Source organism: Cystobacter fuscus, assembly GCF_002305875.1.
Classification (GTDB): Bacteria; Myxococcota; Myxococcia; order Myxococcales; family Myxococcaceae; genus Cystobacter; species Cystobacter fuscus_A.
The window spans coordinates 1,547,291-1,569,835 of record NZ_CP022098.1 but is presented as its reverse complement, the minus strand read 5'-3'; the positions used below and the strand labels follow the sequence as shown (position 1 = coordinate 1,569,835).

16 protein-coding genes are annotated in these 22,545 nt (G+C 69.2%); 4 read left to right on the top strand and 12 right to left on the bottom strand.

The window, feature by feature from the left end:
• Window positions 1-6: 6 nt before the first annotated feature.
• The 9 genes from CYFUS_RS06530 to CYFUS_RS06490 all read right to left on the bottom strand — a co-directional run bounded on the left by CYFUS_RS06530 (window position 7) and on the right by CYFUS_RS06490 (window position 13,922).
• Complete coding sequence (locus CYFUS_RS06530; protein WP_095984450.1) at window positions 7-4,329, bottom strand: DEAD/DEAH box helicase; 4,323 nt, start codon at window positions 4,327-4,329, stop codon at window positions 7-9.
• Window positions 4,330-4,654: 325 nt separating this feature from the next.
• Window positions 4,655-5,257, bottom strand: a complete 603-nt coding sequence (locus CYFUS_RS06525; protein WP_095984449.1) for a DUF2378 family protein — start codon at window positions 5,255-5,257, stop codon at window positions 4,655-4,657.
• Between the two features lie 124 nt (window positions 5,258-5,381).
• The gene (locus CYFUS_RS06520) at window positions 5,382-6,464 is read right to left on the bottom strand and encodes an aromatic ring-hydroxylating oxygenase subunit alpha (RefSeq protein WP_095984448.1); all 1,083 of its coding nucleotides are present in this window, start codon (window positions 6,462-6,464) and stop codon (window positions 5,382-5,384) included.
• Between the two features lie 67 nt (window positions 6,465-6,531).
• On the bottom strand, window positions 6,532-8,922 hold the full coding sequence (locus tag CYFUS_RS06515; RefSeq protein ID WP_198316477.1) for a lantibiotic dehydratase: 2,391 nt from the start codon (window positions 8,920-8,922) through the stop codon (window positions 6,532-6,534).
• A gap of 41 nt (window positions 8,923-8,963) precedes the next feature.
• Entirely contained in the window at window positions 8,964-9,869 is a 906-nt protein-coding gene (locus CYFUS_RS06510; RefSeq protein ID WP_095984446.1) for a GNAT family N-acetyltransferase, read from the bottom strand.
• 123 nt (window positions 9,870-9,992) lie between these two features.
• A complete protein-coding gene (locus CYFUS_RS06505) occupies window positions 9,993-10,625 on the bottom strand; it encodes a histidine phosphatase family protein (RefSeq protein WP_095984445.1) in 633 nt (210 codons plus the stop codon).
• A complete protein-coding gene (locus CYFUS_RS06500; RefSeq protein ID WP_095984444.1) occupies window positions 10,622-11,533 on the bottom strand; it encodes a phosphotransferase family protein in 912 nt (303 codons plus the stop codon). Before CYFUS_RS06500 ends, CYFUS_RS06505 begins: the two co-directional genes overlap by 4 nt.
• Window positions 11,530-12,582, bottom strand: coding sequence for an arginase family protein (locus CYFUS_RS06495; protein WP_095984443.1), 1,053 nt, complete (start codon window positions 12,580-12,582; stop codon window positions 11,530-11,532). The genes CYFUS_RS06500 and CYFUS_RS06495 overlap by 4 nt, the downstream gene beginning before the upstream one ends.
• The gene (locus tag CYFUS_RS06490; RefSeq protein ID WP_095984442.1) at window positions 12,579-13,922 is read right to left on the bottom strand and encodes a B12-binding domain-containing radical SAM protein; all 1,344 of its coding nucleotides are present in this window, start codon (window positions 13,920-13,922) and stop codon (window positions 12,579-12,581) included. Before CYFUS_RS06490 ends, CYFUS_RS06495 begins: the two co-directional genes overlap by 4 nt.
• A gap of 400 nt (window positions 13,923-14,322) precedes the next feature.
• On the opposite strand from CYFUS_RS06490, the gene CYFUS_RS06485 reads away from it, so the two are divergent.
• Both CYFUS_RS06485 and CYFUS_RS06480 read left to right on the top strand, forming a co-directional pair.
• Window positions 14,323-15,540 (top strand): erythromycin esterase family protein, encoded by a 1,218-nt coding sequence (locus tag CYFUS_RS06485; RefSeq protein WP_332468343.1) that lies wholly within the window; start codon window positions 14,323-14,325, stop codon window positions 15,538-15,540.
• 37 nt (window positions 15,541-15,577) lie between these two features.
• Window positions 15,578-18,166 (top strand): putative metal-binding motif-containing protein, encoded by a 2,589-nt coding sequence (locus CYFUS_RS06480; protein ID WP_232537406.1) that lies wholly within the window; start codon window positions 15,578-15,580, stop codon window positions 18,164-18,166.
• A 51-nt stretch (window positions 18,167-18,217) separates the two neighbouring features.
• Here CYFUS_RS06480 and CYFUS_RS06475 read toward each other — a convergent pair whose 3' ends face one another.
• Both CYFUS_RS06475 and CYFUS_RS50375 read right to left on the bottom strand, forming a co-directional pair.
• On the bottom strand, window positions 18,218-18,826 hold the full coding sequence (locus tag CYFUS_RS06475; protein ID WP_157758278.1) for a hypothetical protein: 609 nt from the start codon (window positions 18,824-18,826) through the stop codon (window positions 18,218-18,220).
• A gap of 135 nt (window positions 18,827-18,961) precedes the next feature.
• A complete protein-coding gene (locus CYFUS_RS50375; protein WP_157758277.1) occupies window positions 18,962-19,117 on the bottom strand; it encodes a hypothetical protein in 156 nt (51 codons plus the stop codon).
• Window positions 19,118-19,256: 139 nt separating this feature from the next.
• Here CYFUS_RS50375 and CYFUS_RS06470 point away from each other — a divergent pair, with 139 nt between their 5' ends.
• Complete coding sequence (locus CYFUS_RS06470) at window positions 19,257-20,054, top strand: SAM hydrolase/SAM-dependent halogenase family protein (RefSeq protein WP_095991838.1); 798 nt, start codon at window positions 19,257-19,259, stop codon at window positions 20,052-20,054.
• Between the two features lie 6 nt (window positions 20,055-20,060).
• Here the strand turns inward: CYFUS_RS06470 and CYFUS_RS06465 are convergent, their stop codons facing one another.
• Window positions 20,061-20,969, bottom strand: coding sequence for a hypothetical protein (locus CYFUS_RS06465; RefSeq protein WP_095984438.1), 909 nt, complete (start codon window positions 20,967-20,969; stop codon window positions 20,061-20,063).
• A 291-nt stretch (window positions 20,970-21,260) separates the two neighbouring features.
• On the opposite strand from CYFUS_RS06465, the gene CYFUS_RS06460 reads away from it, so the two are divergent.
• Window positions 21,261-22,538 carry a sensor histidine kinase gene (locus tag CYFUS_RS06460; RefSeq protein WP_232537405.1) on the top strand — a complete coding sequence of 426 codons (1,278 nt, stop codon included), beginning with the start codon at window positions 21,261-21,263 and terminating at the stop codon, window positions 22,536-22,538.
• The last annotated feature ends 7 nt before the right edge of the window (window positions 22,539-22,545 follow it).

Below are 22,545 nucleotides of genomic sequence, written 5' to 3'. Positions count from 1 at the left end.
GCCCCCTCAGTTCGCCGACGCCACGCCGCTCGCTTCCGCCTCGCTCTCGGCCTGCTCGTCCCCGTCGCCCTGGTCGTCGAAGCCCTGGGGCACGCCGTCCACGTAGGTGACGACGTTGCCCACCGTGGCGGGCACGCGCGGCCCCGGCGTCACCACTCCGGTGAGGTTGAGTGGATCCACCGCGGAAATCTGCACGCGCACGCCCGAGGGCGCCTGCCGGCGAACCGCTCGCGCCACGTCCACCGCGTCGGGCAGGGCGAACTGCTCCCCCACGAAACCCGCCACGAAGCGGCCTCCGCGAATCTCCCCGCGCGCCTCCATGCGCCGGTACACGTAGAGCAGCTCGCGCCACGAGGGCGCCAGCGCCTCACGCATCACCAGGTCCCTCCAGACGATGCCGTAGCGCTGGAGGAAGAGCCGCGCGAGCGACTCGCGCACCTCGTCCTCGCCCTTGGGCTCCGAGGGCACCAGCAGGCTCCAGCGGCCCGGGCCCCCGCGCTGCAACTGCTTCTGCCGCTTGCGCTGGGCCGGGCTCTGCAACACCCGCAGGTTCTGCACCGCGTCCGCCGTGACGAGCCCCCGGGCGACGAGCTCCCACAGCGCGTCCTCCACCTCCGAGGGCAGCCGCCGCGAGCGCGAGCACAGGTCCGTGAAGAAGCAGGCGCCGCGTTGCTCGAGCACCGCCACCACGTCCCTGGCCGGTCCGGACAGGTCCGGCGGGACGAGGACACCACCATCCGCCAGCACCGCGTTGGGCCGCGCCGCGGAGAGCATCCAGTCCAGGTCCTCGCGCCGCACGAAGGACAGGCTCGCGTTGCGGTTGGGCGCCGCCGCCCGGGAGCGCGCGGGCTCGGGCTCGGGGGGAGTCGCGGGAGCACCCCGGCGTGGGCCGGGCACGGGCCTGGCCTCCTTCTGCGTGAGCCGGCCCCAGGCCACCTCGCCCGAGTAGCACGCGCGCTCCAGCAGATCGCCCAGGTAGCCCTTCATCCGCGCCGGCAACAGGAAGCGCTCCCAGGCCGACGCGGGCGCCTCGTAGCCCTGCAACAAACCGATGGCCTTGGACAGGCCCGTGGAGCCGCGCAGCGCGTCCAGTTCCTCCAGGTGGTGCCACCGGAAGAGGAAGCGCATGAAGTCCTGGGCGCTCAGCGGCTCGATCTCCTTGCGCAGCCGTCCCACCGTCAGCCGGTGGATGCGCTGCAACAGGCGCCGGTCACACCACTCCACCACGCCGGGCGGGGCCTCGGGCCGGAAGCGGCCCCGGAGGATGCCTCCCGCCGCCTCGAGCTGGTGCAGCGCGATGTTCACCTCGGACTCGTCCAGGGAGAGGATCGTCCCCAGCTCCGCCGCCGTCGTGGGGCCCAGCAGCTCCATCCAGCCGCGCACCACCAGGGCCACCGCCGCGTCGCGCTCCACCGGCTTGTCCCCCGCCAGAGGCTCCAGCGCCGGTTGTAGGAGCACGTCGGGGAACAGGGCGCGCAGGGCGCGCAGCCGCTCGGCGGGCACGAGGTAGCGCGCGTCCCCCACCTCCATCCACGCCACCCGCCGCTGCGCCATGAGGCTCCTGACGAAGCCGCCCGGCACCCGCGCCTCGGGCAGGAGCACCAGTTGCAGGAGCGCGTCGTGCAGCTCGTCCTCGTCACGCAGGGGCGGGGCCGCGTCGCGCACCACCTGCTCGATGGCGCTCGCATCCAGGGCGCCGAAGGCCGCCGAGTCCTCCGCGGGCAGCGTGCGACGCAGCACCACGTTGCGCACCCGGCGCTCCTCGGCCGGCGCGTCGTCCAGGAAGGTGTACGGCTGGCTGTTCACCATCTGGTGGGCGAACACGCTCGGCTCGGGCACGTCCCGGGCGACGAGCTGGATGCGGCCCTCTTTCATGCCCCGCAGCACCTCGCGCAGACCGTCGATGTCCATGGCCTCGCGCAGACAGTCCTGCATCGTCTGATTCACGAGCGGATGGTCCGGCAGCTCCACGTCCGCGCCGCCGTGGTTGTCCTGGCACCCCACCTGCGCGGGGAACACCGCCGCGAGCAGGTCCTCGCTCCGGGCGCGCTGGAGGTTGGGCGCCACGCGCTTGCCCGCGGAGAAGCGCGACAGGGACAGCGCCCGCGTCGCGTTCCACCGGAAGCGCGTGCCGAACAGCGGCGCCTGGAGCACCGCCTGCACCAGCACCTCCTCCACGTTGTCGGGCGTGAGGAAGGAGAAGATGTCCTCCAAGGGGAAGGAGTGCTGCTCGCCCAGGGACAGCAGCAGGCCGTCCTCGGTGGCCGCCGCCTGGAGCTCGAAGTCGAAGGTGCGGCAGAAGCGCTTGCGCAGCGCGAGCCCCCAGGCCCGGTTGACGCGGCTGCCGAAGGGCGCGTGGAGGATGAGCTGCATGCCGCCCGCCTCGTCGAAGAAGCGCTCGGCCACGATGGTGCGGTGGCTCGGCACCACGCCGAGCACCTGGAGCCCCGCGCGCAGGTACGCCATCAGCGCGTCCACCGCGGGCGGCGTCAGCTTCAGCTCCTTCTCCAGGAAGCGCGCCGCGTCCGAGCGCTGGAGCAGCTCCTCGCGCAGCCTGCCCACGTGCACGCTCAGCTCGTCCGTGCGGCCCGGGGCCTCGCCCCGCCAGAAGGGCACCGTGGGCGGCTGGCCGTGCGCGTTCTCCACCATCACCGACGAGCCCATCACCCGTTGGATGCGCCACGCCGTCGTGCCCAGCAGGAAGATGTCCCCGGGCGAGGACTCCACCGCGAAGTCCTCGTCCAGCGTGCCCACCGTCTTGCCCTCGGGCTCGGCCACCACGTTGAAGGTGAAGGTGTCCGGAATGGCGCCGCCATTGGTGAGCGCGGTGATGCGCACGCCCCGGCGCGCCTTGAGCCGCTGGTTCACCCGGTCCCGGTGCAGGTGCACGCCCGCGCGCCCGCGCCGCAGCGACACTCCCTCCGAGAGCGTCTCCAGCACCTTCTCGTACTCCTCCCAGGTGAGGTCACGGTAGGGCCAGGCCCGGCGGAACAGGCCATAGAGGGCGCGCTCGTCCCACTCCTCGCACGCGCACGCCGCCACCACCTGCTGCGCCAGCACGTCCAGGGGCTTCTCCGGCATGCGCACCGCGTCCAGGTCCCCCTCGTACACGGCGTGCAGCAGCGCCACGCACTCCATCAGCTCATCGCGCGTCATGGCGATGAGCACGCCCTTGGACACCCCACCCTTGTAGTGACCCGCGCGGCCCACCCGCTGCAACAGCACCGAGATGGAGCGCGTGCTGCCCAGTTGCACCACCAGGTCCACGTTGCCCACGTCGATGCCCAGCTCCAGCGACGCCGTGGCCACCATCACCGAGAGCTGTCCCGCCTTGAGCCGCTCCTCGGCCGACAGCCGCATCTCCCGCGACATGCTGCCGTGGTGCGCCGCCACCTTGTCCGTCCCCAGGCGCTCGGACAGGTCATGCGCCACGCGCTCGGCCAGCTTGCGCGTGTTCACGAAGACGAGCGTCGTGCGGTGCTCCCCCGCCAGTGCCACCAGCCGGTCATACACCTGGCCCCACATCTCGTGCGTGGCCAGCGAGCCCAGCTCCGCGTCGGGAATCTCCACCCGCAAATCCCACGGCCGCTGGTGCCCCACCTGCACCAGTCGGCACGCCTCGGCGCGCTCGCCCGTGAGGAAGGCGGCGATGGCCTCCAGCGGCTTCTGCGTCGCCGACAGGCCGATGAGCTGGGGACGCACCTCGGTGATGGCCTTGAGCCGCTCGAGCGACAGGGCGAAGTGGCTGCCGCGCTTGTCTCGCGCCAGGGCGTGGATTTCGTCCACGATGACGGTGCGCACGCCGCGCAGCGTGGCCCGCGCGCGATCCGCCGTGAGGTAGAGGTAGAGCGACTCGGGCGTGGTGATGAGGATGTGCGGAGGCCGGCGCACCATGCGCGCGCGATCCGCCGCCGACGTGTCCCCGGTGCGCACCTCCACCCTCAACTCCTGGGGCGAATAGCCCGCGGCCCGCGCGCGCCGCAGCAGCTCCTCCAGCGGCTGGAGCAGGTTCTTCTGCACGTCGTTGCCCAGCGCCTTGAGGGGCGACACGTACAGCACCTGCGTGCGATCCGGCAGCGCCCCCTCCAGTGCCAGGCGGAAGAGCCGATCCAACGCGGCGAGGAAGGCGGTGAGCGTCTTGCCGCTGCCGGTGGGCGCGGCGATGAGCACGTCCTCCCAGGCCTGGATGAGCGGCCAGCCCTCCACCTGGGGACGCGAGGGCTCGCCCAGCCGCTCGGCGAACCACGCCTGGACCACCGGATGGAAGGAGCCGAGAGCCGGGTGCGCGGTCACGGCGGGAGTGAAGGCGAGGGCGATCTGTGGGGCCATGGGTGCTCCCTCAGACTGAACATCGGTTGCGGTCGGGCGTCAACGCACGCCCCCGGCGTCGCATCCCGGGACAAGGGTTGGACACACGTCCTGCACGCCACGTCCGGCCTCCCACGACTGTTGTTTCGCCGCCATTCACTCGCGGTGGCAGACGCCATGCGTCAGGAGGTGAAACCCCACCTGACCGCGAGGACTTCCTCTGTGAGTACGCGAACCCGGCGGCCGAGGTGCTCCTGGAAGAGCACACCTGCCCGGCAAGCGCCTGTTCGCCACGCGCCCAGAACGAGTTCGGGCACGGCTGAGGCCCGGCGTCCCGCGGAGTCCCTCAGCGCCCCATGGAGCGGCCGGCCACCGGGCGGGTGGCGGCGTGCGTCCAGGTGAGCCGGAAGGTGGCGGACGTGCCATCACAGGCCACGGGCTCCACGTGGATGTCCCCGGCCCCCGCGGCGCGCAGCGTCTCCGCGAGGAAGCCACAGGCGAAGTAGGGATTGTCCGCGGCCATGTCCTTCATCCACAGCGTGGCGGCGTGGGTGCCCAGCTCCTCGACGCGGACCTCGTTGAAGTTGTTGCCGGCCCGGATGTTGTGCGGCACGCGCTCGAGCGTATGCCGGGGGCCCAGCCGCGTGACGAGCGACATGCTCGCGCGCCCCTGCGCCGTCAGCCGGAAGCCCTGCAGGTAGCGCTCGCCCAGGGAGGACCAGGCCTCGCGCTCGGACGCCCCCGGGAAGACGTCCTTGGCCGCCACCCGCAGGAACGCCTTCCACTGCTCCAGCGTGTACCACGGCCGCAGGGGCTCGCTCAGGTCCAGGCCCGCGTCCTTGAGCCGACGCCGCCCTTCCCGCGACAGGTGCGGCCCCAGGGCACGGATGAACAAGGCATCCACGGACTGCGCGAAGAAGCGCTTTTCAGGCGAAAGCGAGGGCCGCATGTCCTCAGGGTGACCATTCACCCTGGCAGGCGGCCATCCCCGCCCCCCCGGTTCTGTGTGCTGGTGAAAAATCCGTCCTTCCTGGAGGCGAGACGACTGTCCGTCACCCGACAGCCGCTCCGCGTCACACCTGCATTTTCAGCCGGGTCTCTTGGACCTCCAATGAACCAGGAGGCTGTTCACGCCCGGCCTGGCGCATGAGGCGGAGGATGGAGGGGCCGAGCACATCGACCTCGGTGGAGGCGAAGGTCTCCGAGCCGAAGCGGCGGATGGTCTCCGTCTGGCGCTCGAGGATGCGGGCGTCCTGCTTGAAGATGTGGAGGGCGACGGGGGTGATGAAGGGCTTGATGAGCCAGTGAGGCAGGGGCAGGCGGAAGGTGACGACGGCGTACACCCAGGTGTCCCAGTCCTCGGCGGGCGTCATGGCCGAGGTGACCATCAGGTGGCTGTCGGCGCCCAGGCGGTACTCCACCTGGGCGATGGAGGGCATGAGGAAGCGGTCGAAGTGCTGCAACACCCCGCCGCCCGGAGCGAGCAGGCGGCCCACGAGCCCCTCGGGCCGGGGCTCGCCGATGTACTCGGCCTCCACCTGCTGGGCACCCCGGCGCACCACCACGTCGATCTCATGGCGTTGCTTCTCGGTGCGGAACAGCCCGCCATGGAGGAAGGAGGTGTGGGGCACGTCGAGCGTGTTCTCCAGCAGAGCATGGAGCGAGCCCCCGGCGCGCAGGGTGCGGCGCACGGTGCTGTAGCCCGGGGTGTCCAGCAGGGGGAAGCGGTAGGGCTCGTGCGCGGGCTCGACGCCGGGGGTGGAGTACACCCAGACGAAGCCCTCCTGCTCGCGCGTGGCGTGCCAGGCGGCGCAGCGGCTCTTCGCCTCGGGCTCGCCGATGAGGCCGGGGACGGCGCGGCACTGGCCCGAGGCGTCGAAGCGCCAGCCGTGGTAGCCGCACTGGAGCTGGCCGTTCACCACGCGGCCGAGGGACAGGGGCACGTTGCGGTGGGGACAGCGGTCCGCGAGCGCCGCGGGCTTGCCCTCCGCGGTGCGGAAGAGGACGAGCGGCGAGCCCTGCAGCGTGCGGGCGAGGGGCTTGTGGCCCAACTCACTCGAGGTGCAGAGGATGAACCAGCTATGGGGCAGGCGCACCACCGATACGAGCCCCGATGGCGCGGCCGACCCCCGCGCTTCCTCACGAGAAGAACCCATGGGGGCCAATCTAATGGAGGCGCCCGCCGCGGGGGGGCTCGATATCGACGCGGAGCGCGTGCCCTGCCTAACGAGGGCGCCAGGGCTGCCCGTCCACCATGACCATGCGCAGCTCGCTCGTATAGGCCCGCCCCCGCGCGTCCGTGAGCCAGAGCTGCTCCGTGGTCGGCAGCATCTCGGTGATGACCACGTCCTCGGAAGCCCGCGCCATCGTGAAGAAGGACTTGAGCGACAGGGGACTGGAAAGGTCCAGGAAGAAGGGCTTGCGCTCGTTGGTCGTCTTGTAGAAGACCCGGTCCGGCAGGCCGTGCTGATGGGCCCAGCGCCGCGCTTCCAGGAACCGCGTCGTCGCATCCTTGAGCCGCAGGAAGGGTAGCTGCGCGGTGGCGAAGTGCCACGTCTCCCGGTTCACCACCATGTCGTCGATGGTCACCCGCGGGGAGTGCGCCTGGGGGGGCAGCAGGTGCATCTCCCCCGCGAACTGGATGCTGAGCAGCCAGTCGTAGAACTCCATCACGTGGCACCGCCAGCGCCCATCGCGCGAGCGCACCTGGAGCTGACCGTCCACCCGCTCCAGCACCAGCGTGCCCACCGACAGCACCTGGGAGGCCGGGCGCCACGAGCGCGTCGTGTCGAAGACGAACTCCATCGCGTTGCGGTTGAAGGGCACGATGGCCGCGCGGGTGGCGCGATCCTTGGGGACCGCCGGAGAGATACGCGGGCTCGGCATGTCCGCCTCCAGCGCGCGCACCAACTCCTCCTGCCGGGGGTGTTGGAAGAAGAAGACGGGGGACTCCAACGTGTTGAGGGCGATGTGCAGCTCGCCCAGCACGGCGAAGAACTCCCCGCGCCGCAGCGCCTCGGGGCTCGCGGCGGAGATCATCAGGTCCGGTGCATGGTAGCGGGCCCCGGGCCAACCCGGCCCGGGCGCGGCGAACAGATCCCGCGCCGCCGCGGCCAGCTCCGCGGAGGAGCGCTGGATGCGCTGCTCCCCGGGCTTCACGTTGAGCAGCCGGGTCCAGCGCGCTTGCAGCTCGGCGATCAGATCCTTGGCCACGTCCGGCTTGAGGTAGGGACCCGAGCGGTGGGAGATGAAGGGGAAGAACTCGCTCACGCCCAGGTGGAACATCAGGAAGTCCACCGTGGGGGCGCCGGCGCGCAGCTCGTCGAACACGCGCTCGAAGGAGGCCAGGTAGCGCGCACCGACCTGGAAGGTGAACCAGCGCGCGCTGTCCAGCAGCAGCCCGAGCGGTGCGCCCAGGCGCTGGAGCACCCCGGGGCCGAGCGTGAGCGACACATCCCGGTTGCAGTCCTGGTAGAGCAGCGTGCGGCCCGCGTACGTCTGGCCCTCGAGGCGCTGTGCCTTCTCGCCCGTCCGGGCGGTGAACGCGTCATTGAGCGCATCGAGAGAGCGCGCGAGCGCCTCGGCGTTTCCCGCGCTGCGCGCCACCTCCTCCCGCAGGGCTTCCAGCTCGTCCAGCGGCGCGAGCACCTCCGCGCGCAGCGCCGCGTCGTCGATCCGCTCCAGCAGCCGGCGCAGGGCGCGCTCGGGGTGCGACTCGATGTTGGGCAACTCCAGCGTCCAGAGGATCCACCCCTGCTGCCGGTGCTCCTCCAGGAGGGCCCATGCCTCGGCCTCGCCTGGCACCTCGAGCGCGAACTCCCGCCGCAGCAGCGAGGCGATCTCCCGGGCCGTCCGCTCGCCGTCGCACAGCGTGAGGGCGCGAGCCGCGGCGCCACTGAGCTCCACGGGCTCGCCCATCAGTGGCACGGCGCGCGTCCCCTCCAAGCGCACCACGGGAAGCGCGCGCGGGGCGATCCACGGGCGCAGCCGCGCGTCCGCCGAGAGCCGCTCGGCGAGGGTGTCGATGCACCAGTGCTCGAAGAGCGTCTGCCGGCGGCTGAGCAGCTCCGGACCGGGCTGGAGCTCGACCCCGTCCACCCCGGGCTCGAAGCGCCCCCAGCCCAGCGGGCCGAAGAAGCCAATGGTGTCGTTCTTGAGGCAGTAGCGCAGCAGATACTTGGAGACCAGCTCCTCCTTCTGGCGGGTGTGGCTGTCGCGCAGGGTGGCGTCCCGCCGCAGCAGGACATCCAGGGCACTCGCCAGCGCCTGGCGGTTCTGCCAGACCACGGCCTCACGGAACTCGGGCAGACGGGCCACGTCGCGCAGCGCCTGACCCACGCGCACGGCCTCCGCCGCGAACCGCTCCTCCAGCCGGGCACGCTCCGGAGCCAGCGCCTCCTGCACCGCGGAGGCCTTGAGCCGCTGGGAGCGCAGGTCCGCCTCCCGCCGCAGCAACTCGTCCGCGGCCCGGGCACTCTCCGGCTGCCGCACCCGCTCCGCCAGGTCCGCCGGGAAGCCCGCCCCGCGCACTCCCATCTGCCGCCACACGGACCAGCCTGGAGTCAACGGGGCCAGGTGCTCGGTCCACCCACTCGACGACTGACGCTCGCTCATCTCTGCCTCCACTCCATCAGGCGCTCCCCGGCTCGGAGGGCTCAGGATTTCCGATACTCCACGAGGTAGAAGATGTTCTCGAAGCTCTCGCGCTTGCGGAAGCCGCTGGCCTCGAGCGCCTCGATGACCTCGGGCACGTCGGGCACCCGCCAGTGGATGACGGGGGGCTCGGGTCCGAAGTCGCGCAGCTCCGTGGCCGCGAACGCGCGGAACTCCCGCGCCATCTCTCCGAGGTTCCCCGGAGCACCGGCGAACCAGATGCGCAGCTCGGGCTCCTTCACGCCCCGACGGCGCCACATGCAGGCCACCCCCTCCCCGTCCCGCCAGGAGAAGGCCTCGCCCGCGTCGATCAGCCTGGAGAGGAATTCGGGGGTGAGGGATTGCCATTTCCAGCGGCACTCGACCAGCCCCGCGGTGTGCTGCCAGAGGGACGAGCGGGTCAGACGCTCATGCGCCCAATCCCTATCCGCCGCGGTCAGCGGGCGGAAGCCATGGCTCGTGCCCTCCGGAGAGGCGAGCAGGTGGACGTACCGGGCCGACCGGTGGAATTGAAAGGCTTCGCCATAGCTGAAGCTCGGATCGTTATAGCTCGCAATCAGTGCCCGCAGGCTCCCGGAGCCCTTCTCATGCCAGAGGGCAAGACCATAGAAGCCGAGGGTCCTGGCCACGCCCCGGCGCCGGTATGCCTTGTCCACGGCGATGCTCTCGATCCACCACTCCTCGGGCGCCAGACGGGTCAGCTTGCCAAACCCCACCACCTTGTTGTCGAGCACCGCGACACCGAGCTGGCCGACGTCGTCCGCCAGCCAGGCATCCAGCTCCTCGAAGTAGGGATTGTAGTCGCCATACACCGAGCGCATGAGTTCGAGGATGGCGGAGCGATCCTCGGGTTCGGCCCTGCGCACCGTTGGAAACGCATCGGATTCGGGCTCGTGCGCCTCATTCATGCTCACTCCTTGGCCAACACGAAGTCTGACAAATTTGATTATCGCGGCTCGCGACACTAGTGATCGACACCAGGAGCGTCAAGCGAACGACAGAGGCGCTCATATCTCGAGCAGTGAGCGCGGTCATCGGCGCACACTGAGTTCTGGAGCCAGTTCGGCCATCACATCGCGGTACTCCAACACAGGCAACTCAGAGGACGGCGTGAAGGTGAGCCGGGTCACCGAGCATTGCTGCGCGCTGTAGTCGCCGCGGATGCTCACCAGCTCCGGAGGCAGCCCCCGGAACAACGAGTTGGCGCTGGAAATGGCATCTCCATGGCTGACGCAGCAGACCACCTGACCGGGGTGCTTGCGCGCGATACGCAGCAGGGTCTGGGACACGCGCTCGGCCAGTTGGGCAATCGTCTCGTCACCCGGGTCGCGGGGCGGCTCGTACAGGTTGCCGAAAATGGGGACCTCGTCCACGGGCGCACCCATCCAGCGCGTGCGGACCTCCTGCAGATCCATGACCCGGTGGATCGCGATCCCCGGATGCCTGCGCGCGAGCACGGCCGCGGTCTGCCGCGCCCGGAGCAGGGGGCTGGTGTAGAAGACGCGGATGGGCTCGGAGGCCAGATGCTCCGCGAGGAAGTTCGCTTGTTTCAAGCCCAGGTCGCTCAGGCGGAAGCCGGGGAGCCGCCCATAAAAGACCTGCCGCGGGTTGTGCACGTCCGCATGACGCACCAGGAGCACGACGGTTGGACGGGTGTCTGTCATCGCGTCCCCTCCAACCGGCCGCACAGCTCCACCACCCGGGCCACCTGGGGCCGCGCCTTCTCTGCGTCTGGCTGCTCGGAGAGGAAGACGACCGCCAGCATCACCGCCGTATCGATCCGATAGAGCAGCTCCAACCTCGCGGGCGGGGGTGGGAGTGGCTCGAGGCCGTGGTACGCGGCGAGGAACTCCGGTCCGGCGAGCCCATACTCGGCGATCCGCGCCAGCTCCAGCGCGGGATCTCCCACCAGCGCATTGGACCAATCCAGCAGCGCGAGCACCTGGCCCTCCCGGGCGAGGACATTCGCGGGACGCACGTCCATGTGCAGCACCGCGCGCGGCCGCTCGGAGCCGTGTAGCACGTCAGCCAGCCACTCGGGCCCGGGCAACGCCAGACGGACGCCCGCGAGCCGCTCCACCACGCGCGCGCGCCGGTGGATGCGCTCCGCGAGCAGCTCGGCCAGCGGACGTCCCTGCTGCGCCACCAGCGGCCGGGAGGGAAGCTCGGGGAGCGAGTGCAGGCGGCGCACCAGCTCGCCCAGGGCACGGGGAGAGGGCTCACCGCCAGCGTGCTCGACATACTCGAGGACGAGGTAGTCGAGGGGCTCGCGTCCCAGCTCCAGCGCCACCAGCCGCGGCACGGGTATCCCGCCACGCGCGGCGCGGGAGATCAGGGCGGCCTCCTGTTCCAACAGATCGCGCGCGACGACACGCGGATCGTTGTCGTTGATGAAGATCGGCGCGCGCGGCACCTTGATGGCCAGAGGGCCCTGCCGCGCCGACTGGATGCGGAACACGAAGAACTCCAGCCCGCCCCCCATGAGCACGGGCTCGTCGGCCTCCCATTCGGGGTGGTCCTCCCGGAGCCGCCCGGCGAGCGCCACCCGCGCCTCGTTGGAACTCCATGTCATGGGATCGCCGACGCCTCCGGTTTGCGGTATTCGCGGAAGAGCAGCTCGAAGAGAAGCTGGGCGGCGATCTGCGGCGTGCGCCCGGTGGGATCGTAGCGGGGCGACACCTCCACGATCTCGATGCCCGCCAACGGGAGCTGCCGGATGACCTCCACGGCATCCATCAGCTCGCCACCGGAGAGCCCGCCGATGGTGACATTGCCGGTACCGGGGGCGACGGAGCAGTCGAGGACGTCGATGTCGATGGAGAGGTGGACGGCGGTGCAGTTGCGGCGAAAGGCGGCGACCACCGGCTCGAGCGCGGCGGCCACCCCACGGGCGCGCATCTCCCGGGCGGGCACGATGTGGCTGCCGGCCTTCAACAGCCCATCGAACTGTCCCTTGCGGGTGATGCTCCCAGCGCCCACGAAGGCCATGCGGTCCGGCTGCATGGAGGGCAGCTCACTGATCCGCCGGGCATTGGAGCCATGATAGAGCGGCCCGTGGATGGTGCTGTTCGCGCCGAAGTCGAAGTGGTGATCGATCTGGATGAGTCCCAGCCGAGACTGCGGCTGCCGGGCGCTCAGGGCGCGCTGCACGCCGACGAAGGTGGCGAAGCCAATCGAGTGATCCCCCCCGAGCAACACGGGCGTGGCGCCGGAGCGGGCCAGGAGCTCGACCTCGGTGGCCACGGCCTGGAAGTTGCGCCGGGTATCGGTGGGGTACACGTGCAGATCCCCCGCGTCCACCACGTTCGCCTTGGCGTACCGGAAGACGGAGCCGGTCCGCGTGTCGAGCATCTCGTGCTCACCCAGGCTGTCCAGGTACGACGAGAAGACGAGGCTGGCCTGGCGGATGGCGCGGGGGCCCTCCGAGGCGCCGGGCCGGGAGCTGGCCGTCCCATCGAAAGGGATGCCCGCCGCGACGTACTGACACCCTGCTGGCACCTCGGAGAGGTCCACCGCCCGGCAGCCGAAGAGCGTGCCCGGGCCCGCCCAGCCCGGCCTCGGATCCCGGGCGAAGGTCGCGGGGCTGACCTGATCGAGCAGCTCGAGATAGGGATTGCTCATGACGCGGCCTCCATGGACGCGGAAACACTGGGGCGGCTGATCAGCGAGTGGGCCACGTGGACCTTCTCCAGGAACTGATTCCAGCTCTGCTCCACCGTCTGGTGATAGGGCTGGAAGACCGGCGGTCCGTCCTCGCGCCAGTGGGCGAAATTCCAGTCATGGATGCGCTCGCGGAGCACCGGGAAGAGCGGCGTCAGGGGATAGGGCACGAAGTTATAGAGGTTGTACAGCCACGCCTCGTTGCGCGAGTCCTGGAGGAAGCGCATCGTCAGCTCATGCGAGGCGGCCCGCTCCTGGGGCAGACCTCCCAGCACGTTGAGCACGACCTTCATCCCCGCCGCGGAGAGCGCCTGGATGCGCCTGGCGTAGATGTCCACGTCGAGGTTCGGCTTGCTCGACTCCTTGAGCACCTCGGAGTCGGCCGTCTCGAAGCCCATCTCCACCACCACCACGCCCAGCCTGCGCATGGCCTCGATGACCGTCTCGTTCACGTTCAGCACGTGCGTCTGGACGATGAATTTGTAGTGGGGACGGTTCGCGAAAACCGCCAGCAGGTTCTTCACGGCCTCGTGGGACTGACCGAAGGTCTTGTCCCCGATGTAGATGAGGCGCGCCTCGGGGAAGAGCCGCTCGAACTGCTGGACCTCGTGCTCGAGCACCGCCGGGTCCACCACGTGCAACTGCCGCGACCAGGCGTCCCCACAGAAGCTGCACGCGTAGAGGCAGCCATGGCTGGCGTTGAGGCGCAGCAGGGGCACCCGCCCCTTGTACCCGGTCAGCAGCGTGTAGTCGGGCTTGGAGTCGAGCCGGCCAATACCCCCCTTGAGGCCAGCCACCTCCGTGAGTCCCGGCAGCTTCTTCTGGAGGATCTCCGCGAGCACCCGCGCGGAGACCTGTCCGCGATGCACGTGCGAGGCATCCTCGGGCCCGGCCAGCGTGGCCATGTTCCCCCCGAGCACCGTCTGACGGCCCTCCGCCTTCAGCGTCCGGGACACCGACAGCGCCAGATCGAAGTTCTGGGCCAATGGCGACATCATCAAGACGCTTCCGGGCCGCGTCTCCTCCAGCAGGAACCTTGCACACGCCTCCGCCTCCGCCGGGACCTTGGACATGTCGACCAGGTTCACCTCATAGCCAATCTCCTTGAGCATTCCCGCGATGTGGGCAACCCATAGCGGCAACTCCCAGAGCGAGCCTTCGGGAATGAAATAACCGGCCAGCTCGCTCGCGAACCTGGCGCTGTAATCCCGGTAGTAGTCGCGCACGGCCTCGTGAGGCTCGCCCAACGAGGGAAAGGGAAGCTGCACGATGTGCACACACGATCTTGATGTCTGACTCATGGCTTCTCCGGTCTGGCGGCGCCCACCATCTCAAGGACATGAAGGAATGTAAAATACGTTTTCCTGGACAGAGCAGTAAGCGTGAGTGGACGCCCGGCGCCGTGACCAACCTGTACACCACGGGGTCCTTGGCCTACTCGCCCTGTGCTAGTTGCTGCCTCGCCATCTTGCTTGCCTTTCTACCTGGACGAAGTCCACGAAAAGGGAGGCGCGTGTCTTTCCGCCCGCCGTCCCGCCAGTCTAGTTTTCCAATCTGAGCGGATGGGCGCGTGTGACCACATTTTGACAATGTATGAAATCGTCCGGATTGATTGATGGAGTGCGCACCGCCGCTTTGGAGCTGAAAGGGGAGGAAACGGACTTCGACGCGCTACTGGAGAGCATTAGGGACGCGCGATTCGTGCTGCTGGGCGAGGCCACGCATGGCACCCATGAGTTCTACCAGGCGCGCGCCGTGCTCACCCGCCGGCTCATCGCCGAGCGGGGCTTCAACGCGGTGGCGCTGGAGGCGGACTGGCCGGATGCTTTGAGGCTCCATCAATACGTCCGGGGCGGAACCCGGGACACGCGGGTGGAAGAGGCCCTGGACGACTTCCAGCGCTTTCCCCGGTGGATGTGGCGCAACGCCGAGATGCGGGCATTCGTGGAGTGGCTGCGCACGCACAACGCCGCTCGGCCGGAGGGGGAGCGAGCAGGCGTCTATGGGTTGGATCTCTACAGCCTGCACGCCTCCATGCGCGAGGTGGTGCGCTACCTGGAAGCGCGCGACCCGGTGGCGGCGGCGCGTGCCCGGGACCGGTACGCGTGCTTCGACCGCTTCGGCGAGGACGCCCAGTCCTATGGACACGCCACCACCTACGGCTACGCGGACAGCTGTGAGGAGGAGGTGCTGGCGCAATTGAGGGAGCTGCGCGAGCGCCAGGTCCGGGACGGAGCGAGCGAGCAGGACGCGCACTTCCACGCGGAACAGAATGCCCGGCTGGCGCGGGACGCGGAGGCGTACTACCGGGTCATGTTCGCCGGGCGGGATGAGTCGTGGAACCTGCGCGACACCCACATGGCGGACACCGCGGATGCCCTGTCCGAGTACCTCGGTCGGCGCCACGGGGCGCCCGCGCGCCTGGTCATCTGGGCCCACAACTCGCATCTGGGCGATGCCCGCGCCACGCAGATGGGGGACCAAGGGGAGCTGAACCTGGGCCAGCTCCTGCGCGAGCGGCATGGGCGGGAGACGTTCAATGTGGGATTCACCACCTACACGGGCACCGTCCTCGCCGCGCGCGAGTGGGACACCCCGGGCCGCAGAAGGCGGGTGCGGCCCGCGCTGCCGGACAGCTACGAGGCGCTCTTCCACGAGGTGGGCCAGCCCGCCTTCCTGTTGAGGATGGAGGACCTGGGCGAGGCGGGCTCCGCCCTGCGCGAGCGGCGGCTGGAGCGGGCCATTGGCGTCATCTACGCCCCCCATAGCGAACGCCACAGCCACTATTTTTTCGCGGATCTACCCGCGCAGTTCGACGCGGTCCTGCACTACGACATCACGAGCGCCGTGCAACCGCTCGACCAGGACGCGGGCCACGAGGAGGAGGACGCGGCGGACACGTGGCCCACGGGGATGTAAAGGGTCTCCGGAAGGAGACTCCAGTAGAATGGGCCCCATGAACCGAGCTGTCCTCTTCCTGTTCCTCGCGCTCGCCGGCTGCAACCGGGGTGAAGCCGTCCAGGCCATCATCCAGATCGACCCCGCCCTGAAAGCGAGCTGCGTCGTCCTGGAAGTCCGTACTCCGGAGGGAGAACTCCGCACGGAATCCGCTCCCCTGCTCCGCCCGGAGGATCAAGAGCTGCAACTGGCCGTCTTCCGCAAGGACCTCCCCGCGGACGTCCATCTCCAGGCCCGAGCCCTCTGGGGAGGAGCGACCTGTGAGGACTCACCGTTCTACAATGGGCGCAGCGAGCCGGTCGCCGTCCAGTTCAAGCCGGGGAGCCAGGACGTCAGGCTGACCCTGTCGCCGCCGAGCGCCGCCGAGGACGAGGATCGCGATGGCTTCGTCGCGGCCGAGCTGGGCGGGGCGGACTGCGATGACAAGGAGGCCAAGCGCCAACCCCAGGCGCAGGAAGTGTGCGACGCGAGCGACGACCTCAACTGTAATGGCCAGCGTGGCTGTGACGACAGCGCCTGCTCGGGCAAGCAGTGTAGCCGGGCCCCCACCTCGCTCGTCCTCAATCCCAAGGAGCTGACGACGATCGCGGGTCAGTGCTCGGCGCAGGTGACCGTGGAGCGCCGCGAGTCCGACGGGAAACTCTCCTTGGCTGGCTTCCCCACCCCCATCACCCTGGCGAGCACGTTCGGCCCCGGCGTGACGTTCCACTCGGACCCCACTTGCACCTCGTCGCCGCCCTCCGCCATTGCCGCGGGCAAAAGCAGCGTCACCTTCTTCGTGCGCAGCACCACGATCGGCACGGGCCCGCTAAGCGCCAGCTCTTCCGCTTTGTCGCAGCAGGCGACCCTGACCCATACCCTGCGTCCCGGGCCCGCGAAGACGATCGCCCTCACCTCCCCGAACACCACCAGCCAGGCGGGTGACTGTTCCCCCGTCTCGCTCGAGTGGCGCGACGAGTTCGACAATCTCACGACCGGAACACTCTCCAACATCAGCCTCTCCATCAGCCCGACGCCCGCCAACACCGCGGAAGCGGCGCTCTACCAGGATGCGGGCTGCACCCAGGCCCTGAACCTCGGTGCCCAACTCCCGGCTGTCTCCTCGTTGTATTTCCGAGGCACCCGCGCGACCACGTTCACCCTCGCGGCCAAATTCAACGGCACGTCCCAGCCAGTGCAAGAGGTCCGGACCGTGAAGCCCCTGCCCGCCTCGAAGTTGTCCTTCTCGTCCTCGGCCGGACAAACCCTGATGGCGGGGGAGTGCTCCGCCTCGGTCAACCTCCGCATCACGGACAAATACGACAACCCCTCGCCCCTCCCCTCGGACCAGTTGCTCTCCCTGTCCACCACACCGGCGGCAAGCTTCGAGGCATTCTGGGGAGCGGGATGCGAGGGTTCCAAGAAACTGACCACGCCCTTCGACACGATGGGAACCACGGACGGGCCCATGTCTTTCAAGATCAAGACGGGTGGCCCGGTGGAACTCAAGCTGAGCGGGACGGCGGTGGGCGAAGCGAAGCAGACCCACACCATCGTCCCCGTGGTGAGGCGCGGCTCGTGCCGGATAGACAATGGAAAGAAGGAGGAGAACTGCCCCATCAGCAGCCCCAGCAACACCACGGTCCCCGTCACCCTGTCTCGCAGCTTCCTCGTCTTCCAGGCCACCACCACCAACGAGGAGCCCATCAACTCCTTCCTCCGGTGCTCGCTGGGGACCTCCACCGTCACCTGCAAACGGAACGGCAACACGGGAGCAGCGACTATCGACTGGCAGGTGGTGGAACTCCACCAAGGCCTGTTCGTCCAGCATCTGCCCAGTGTATCGTGCACCCAGGCCCCTCCCCGTGTCCCCACGACAGTCGACATCTCGAAGAACTTCGTGCTCTTCAGCTCCTCCCAAGATGGGAGTGTCCTGGGCTACAACGACTTCCCTTCAGTCAAGCTCACCAGCTCTGGTGACAACACCAACGTCAGCGGCTTCCTGTTCGACGCCTGCGCCGGGAATCACGTCTTCTCCTTCCAAGTCGTCCAATTCACCGGCAGCGACGTGCAGCGAGGCCTCTCGGGAGCGATGCCCTCCAATAGCGGAACGCTGCCGGTGACGGGTTTGCCCACCACGGACCTCACCCGTTCCATCGTGCTCTCCACCTGGCAGGTCAGCAACGAGGGCCAAGACATCTACAAACGGATGGTCCGGGGGGAGATCGATCAATCGAACACCACCCAGTTGCTCTTCCGCCGTGGGGACGGGACCGCCATCACCACCGCCGACATTCCCCAAGTCTCCTGGGAACGCATCACCTTCCCCACGGGCACGCTCGTCCAAACGCACGTGTTGAGGGTGAATGATACCAACGCGAGCGCCAGCGCCACTCTCGCCGCTTCAGTGGATGCGACCCGGACGCTGCTGCTCACCAGCTCCCAGTCTGGCGGACAGGGAGCTGGCGAGACCTCGTACGGCGCGAACGACATCCTGGGCGTGGCCACCGGGAGACTGTCCCTTAACGGCAGCCAACTCTCGGTGACCAGGGACGCATCCAACGGGACCACGAGCTGGACGGCCTACGCCATCCAGTTCGAGCCCTGAGCCACCACGGCTCACACCCGAGCGGGGCCAACGCCCCGCCCGGGGCCCGGGTCAGCTGCCTCCGTCGGGTTGGCGAATGCACATGTCGCCAACGAAGGTGATGTAGGCACAGAGGGGCAACCGGGGCCCGCAGTCCGAGTCGGAAGCGCACGGCCCCGAGCAGAAGAAGCCGCCCCAGCCCTCGACGCAGAGCGAACTCTCGCAATCATTGCCGCTCACACAGGCGTCCATCCCCGAGCGCCCGGTCCCACGCGGCCCGGTGAGGCACAGACAGCCCTCCAACTCGTCGCACTCGCAGCGCTCGTCAGCCGGGCAGTCACTGTTGAACGTGCACGCGCTCCGCGAGCCACCACCCGGAACTCCCGCATCGGGAACCGTGTCACCGCCATCCGTGGGCGATCCCGCGTCCACGGGCTCACCTGCGTCCACGGGCTCTCCCGCGTCCGCCTCCGGGAAACCACCGTCTCCCTCCGTACCGCCACCCGCGTCCGCGACGTCACCCCCATCCACGGGCACACTCCCATCGGAGGACGCATCCGGCACGCCGCCGTCCGTCTGGTTGCCCACGGGCCCCGCATCGTGCCCCCCGGAAGAGCGGCCCCCACATCGCGCGAGTGCCACGACGCCCATCACCGCGAAAAAGACAAACAACCTTCTCAAGAGCACCTCTCCCGTGCAACGCGTTGTATTCCTGGCCAGCCGGCTGGGCGCCAGTTCCCATTGTCATATCATACCGGCGTTCACTTCCCGAGGAGCCAGTCCACTCGGGCAGCGTCCCGAAGGCCGTATCCATCGTCACCAGCGAGCAGCCCGCGCCCCGTCCCCCGCGCGCGGATGAGGCAGACCCGCTGCGGCATAGAGCGCGTAGTCCATGTGCATCAACTTGTGCTGGATGATCTCCGGCTCCTCGAAGGGGCGACTGCGAAACGCCAGGTCGGTGGTGAGCGACATCGCGAGCTGAGGGCCTCAGCGCTGATAGATCCTCGCCCAGTCCACGTACATCCTCACCGGAGCCCCCATGGTGGTGCGGAAGGCGTCGAGCTGGATGACGAGCCCAAGCGGAGCGGAGGGTGACTATCTTCCCGGCACCATGCTTCCACCCCTGATCAGCCTGCTCACCGACTTCGGCCTGACGGACACCTACGTGGGCCAGATGAAGGCGGCGATCCTCCGGGTCGCTCCGCACGCGCGCCTCGTGGATCTCACGCACGCGGTCCCCGCGCAGGACGTGAGAGCAGGCGCCTTCCTGCTGTGGAGCGCGGTGGAAGCCTTCGCCGAGGGCTCGCTGCACCTCGCGGTGGTGGATCCCGGCGTGGGCTCCGCGCGACGGGCCGTGGCCGTGAGAAGCCACCGGGGCGACGTCCTCGTGGGCCCGGACAACGGCCTGCTGGTGCCCGCGCTCCTCCTGCTCGGCGGACTGGCCGACGCCGTCGAGCTGAACGACCCCGCATGGTGGGGACCCCGTCGCTCGCGGACCTTTCATGGCAGGGATCTCTTCGCCCCCGTGGTGGGCCACCTCGCGGCGGGCGTGCCACTCGAGAAGCTCGGCCGGCGTCTGGAGCGACTGGAGACGCCCTTCACCTTCCCCGAGCCGCGAGAGGAAGGCGGAGGCAGCGCACTCGTGGGCGAGGTGCTGCACGTGGATACCTACGGCAACCTCATCACCAATCTGCCGGTGGCGCGGCTGCCGGCCCGCTTCGACGTCCAGGTCGGCGACCGCCTCGTCCCGGGCGCGCCCCTCGCCCACTATCAGGCCGTCGCTCCCGGGGAGCTCCTCTCCCTGGGAGGCAGCACGGGACTGCTGGAGGTGTCCGTGCGGGACGGCGACGCGGCGCGGGTGCTCGGCGTGGGCCGGGGCACCCGGGTGCGCGTCGCCGCGCGCGGATAGCCCGCCTCAGCGCTTGGTGGGCTTCTTCTTCGGGGGGGTGGGCTTCTTCACCTGATTCTTCGTGGGCAGGTTCGGGCCGGAGGCGAGGTCGAACTCGTAGGTGCCGCCGAGCAGGACGCGGAAGTTGTAGATGTCGGAGAGGTCCGGCGTCACCGCGATGCCCGCCACGGCCTCGAGCACCAGTCCCGGGAAGAGCTCGCGGCGCACCACGGGGATGATCTCCACCTGGTTGGCGTTGTTCGTCCACGTCGGGGTGATGGTGGGCGCGAAGTAGCGGCGGCCGATGACCTCCAGGCCCACGAGGGTCTGGTCGTTGATGTTGTACGTGCCCGCCACGGCGAGCTGGAGCGCGTCCGGGACATCGAAGTCCGGCCGGGACCCGCGGTCACGCGTCCCATGGTGGAGGTAGCTCGGGTTGAGCATGAAGCGCAGGTCCTTGGTCACCCGCAGCTCGGCGATGAGCGTGCCCTCGATGTCCCACGTTCCGTCCGACAGCAGCGGCTGGATGGCGTCCTGGTCGCTCGGCCCGGTGGGGAAGGTGACGCGGCCATAGGCGCCCAGCGCCAGGGGGCCCGCTTCCAGGAACGTCCACTGCAGGCCGAGCGGGATGTCTCCGAAGGCCACCTGGAAGTTGCTCTCCCCGGGCGTGCCGATGCCCAGGACCTCGAAGTAGACGTTGGCCTCCACGTTGTCGACGATGCCCCAGCGGATGCTCGGGGAGACCTGGTGGTAGGGCAGCGACTTGCCCTGCTCGAGCGAGAAGAAGCCCTGGTAGCGCAAACCGAGCTCCAGGTTGCCCGGCCGGGTCGTCGACGCGGTGCGCGTCACCATCGCCCGGTAGGGCTTGGCCGACACGGCGGAGGAGAGAAGGCAGACAGCGACAGTGAGAGCGAAGGAGTAGTACCTGGCGTTCATGCGGCGGGACCATAGTTCGGCGCCCGCGCTCGTGGCGCACGGAGTGAAGGTGTGGTCTCGCCTGCTCCCCGGGCCCACTTCATTCACCGGGCGCGAGACTCCTCCACTCCAGGAGCAGGCACTCGTCGGAGGCGCCCCTCCGCCCGGCCGTCGATGTCTCGAATCAATGCCTCGGAGCCCTCGTTGTCGAGTGCTATACAACCCACCCATTTGTGTTGCATATTGTTTCGAGGTGGTCTTCCAGGGGGAGCCAAACCACGTCCAGCCAGCGTTCGAGCGAGGACCTTCGCAGTGAGTACGTGTCGAGACGACGAGGCGAGCGTGGTGGCGGAAGGCTCCGCCGCCAGAAGGACGAAGGAAACAACCGTCGAGGAGTTGCTCGAGCAGATCCGGCGGATGGCCGCTCGCGAGCCGCATGCCCGATGCTCCGAGGCAAGCGGGCCACTGGCCCCCGTCGTGGTGGCCCTCAACCACCTGTCCACCCAACTCACCGTGGAGCGCACGAGGTCGGAGGACGCGTTTGGCACCCAGGCGCTGATCGCCCAGTCGCCCAACAGCATGTTCTGCTGTGACGTCGAAGCGCGCATCCGCTTCATCAACTTCACCATACCGGGCCTGACGGTGGAGCAGGTGCTCGGCCAGAACCTCTACGACTGGATCGCCCCGGAGTCGCGCGAGACGGCCCGGAGCGTCATCCAGCGGGTGCTCGCCACGGGGGAGACGGGAGGCTACGAGGCCAGGCCCAACGTCAGCGGGGGCCCCGAGTGGTTCGCCGCCCGGGTGGGGCCCATCCAGGTGGGCCAGCGGATCGTCGGCTTCACCGTCATCCTCACCGACATCACCGAGCTCAAGCGGGCGCAGCTGCGCCTGGAGCAGTCCAACCGCGAGCTGGAGAGCTTCGCGTACGTGGCCTCGCACGACCTGCAGGAGCCGCTGCGGAAGATCCAGACCTTCGGCGAGCGCCTGTCGAAGACGGCCACCTCCTTGAGCCCCGAGGCACAGGACTACCTCACGCGGATGCAGGGCGCCGCGACGCGCATGCGCCGGCTCATCGACGATCTGCTCGCCTTCTCGCGCGTGTCCGCCAGGGGTCAGCCGTTCAAGCGGGTGGACCTGTCCACCATCGCGCGCGAGGTGATCGAGGACCTCGAGGCCACCATCGAACAGACCGGGGCGGAGGTGTCGCTCGAGCCGCTGCCCGTGTTCGACGCGGATCCCACCCAGATGCGCCAGCTCTTGCAGAACCTGGTGGGCAATGCCCTCAAGTTCCGCCGCGAGGGCGTGACGCCCCGCGTGTCCATCGGGGCCCAGGTGGAAGCCCAGGGCGGCCGGTGCGAGCTGGTGGTGCGCGACAACGGCATCGGCTTCGAGGAGAAGTACCGGGAGCGCATCTTCAACGTCTTCCAGCGTCTGCACGGCCGGGGCCAGTACGAGGGAACGGGAATCGGCCTCGCCATCTGCCGGAAGATCGCCGAGCGGCATGGCGGAAACATCGAGGCCCGGAGCACGCCCGGAGAGGGCACGGCCTTCCACATCACGCTGCCCATGCGGCAGCCCTTGCACGGATAGAAAGAGC

Bases quoted from the DNA above. Each gene is read 5' to 3' on its own strand.
- CYFUS_RS06505 (WP_095984445.1), bottom strand. From the start codon at position 10,625: ATGACAGACACCCGTCCAACCGTCGTGCTCCTGGTGCGTCATGCGGAC.
- CYFUS_RS06530 (WP_095984450.1), bottom strand. From the start codon at position 4,329: ATGGCCCCACAGATCGCCCTCGCCTTCACTCCCGCCGTGACCGCGCAC.
- CYFUS_RS06480 (WP_232537406.1), top strand. From the start codon at position 15,578: ATGAACCGAGCTGTCCTCTTCCTGTTCCTCGCGCTCGCCGGCTGCAAC.
- CYFUS_RS06525 (WP_095984449.1), bottom strand. From the start codon at position 5,257: ATGCGGCCCTCGCTTTCGCCTGAAAAGCGCTTCTTCGCGCAGTCCGTG.
- CYFUS_RS06470 (WP_095991838.1), top strand. From the start codon at position 19,257: ATGCTTCCACCCCTGATCAGCCTGCTCACCGACTTCGGCCTGACGGAC.
- CYFUS_RS50375 (WP_157758277.1), bottom strand. From the start codon at position 19,117: ATGTCGCTCACCACCGACCTGGCGTTTCGCAGTCGCCCCTTCGAGGAG.
- CYFUS_RS06520 (WP_095984448.1), bottom strand. From the start codon at position 6,464: ATGGGTTCTTCTCGTGAGGAAGCGCGGGGGTCGGCCGCGCCATCGGGG.
- CYFUS_RS06465 (WP_095984438.1), bottom strand. From the start codon at position 20,969: ATGAACGCCAGGTACTACTCCTTCGCTCTCACTGTCGCTGTCTGCCTT.
- CYFUS_RS06495 (WP_095984443.1), bottom strand. From the start codon at position 12,582: ATGAGCAATCCCTATCTCGAGCTGCTCGATCAGGTCAGCCCCGCGACC.
- CYFUS_RS06490 (WP_095984442.1), bottom strand. From the start codon at position 13,922: ATGAGTCAGACATCAAGATCGTGTGTGCACATCGTGCAGCTTCCCTTT.
- CYFUS_RS06515 (WP_198316477.1), bottom strand. From the start codon at position 8,922: ATGAGCGAGCGTCAGTCGTCGAGTGGGTGGACCGAGCACCTGGCCCCG.
- CYFUS_RS06500 (WP_095984444.1), bottom strand. From the start codon at position 11,533: ATGACATGGAGTTCCAACGAGGCGCGGGTGGCGCTCGCCGGGCGGCTC.
- CYFUS_RS06510 (WP_095984446.1), bottom strand. From the start codon at position 9,869: ATGAATGAGGCGCACGAGCCCGAATCCGATGCGTTTCCAACGGTGCGC.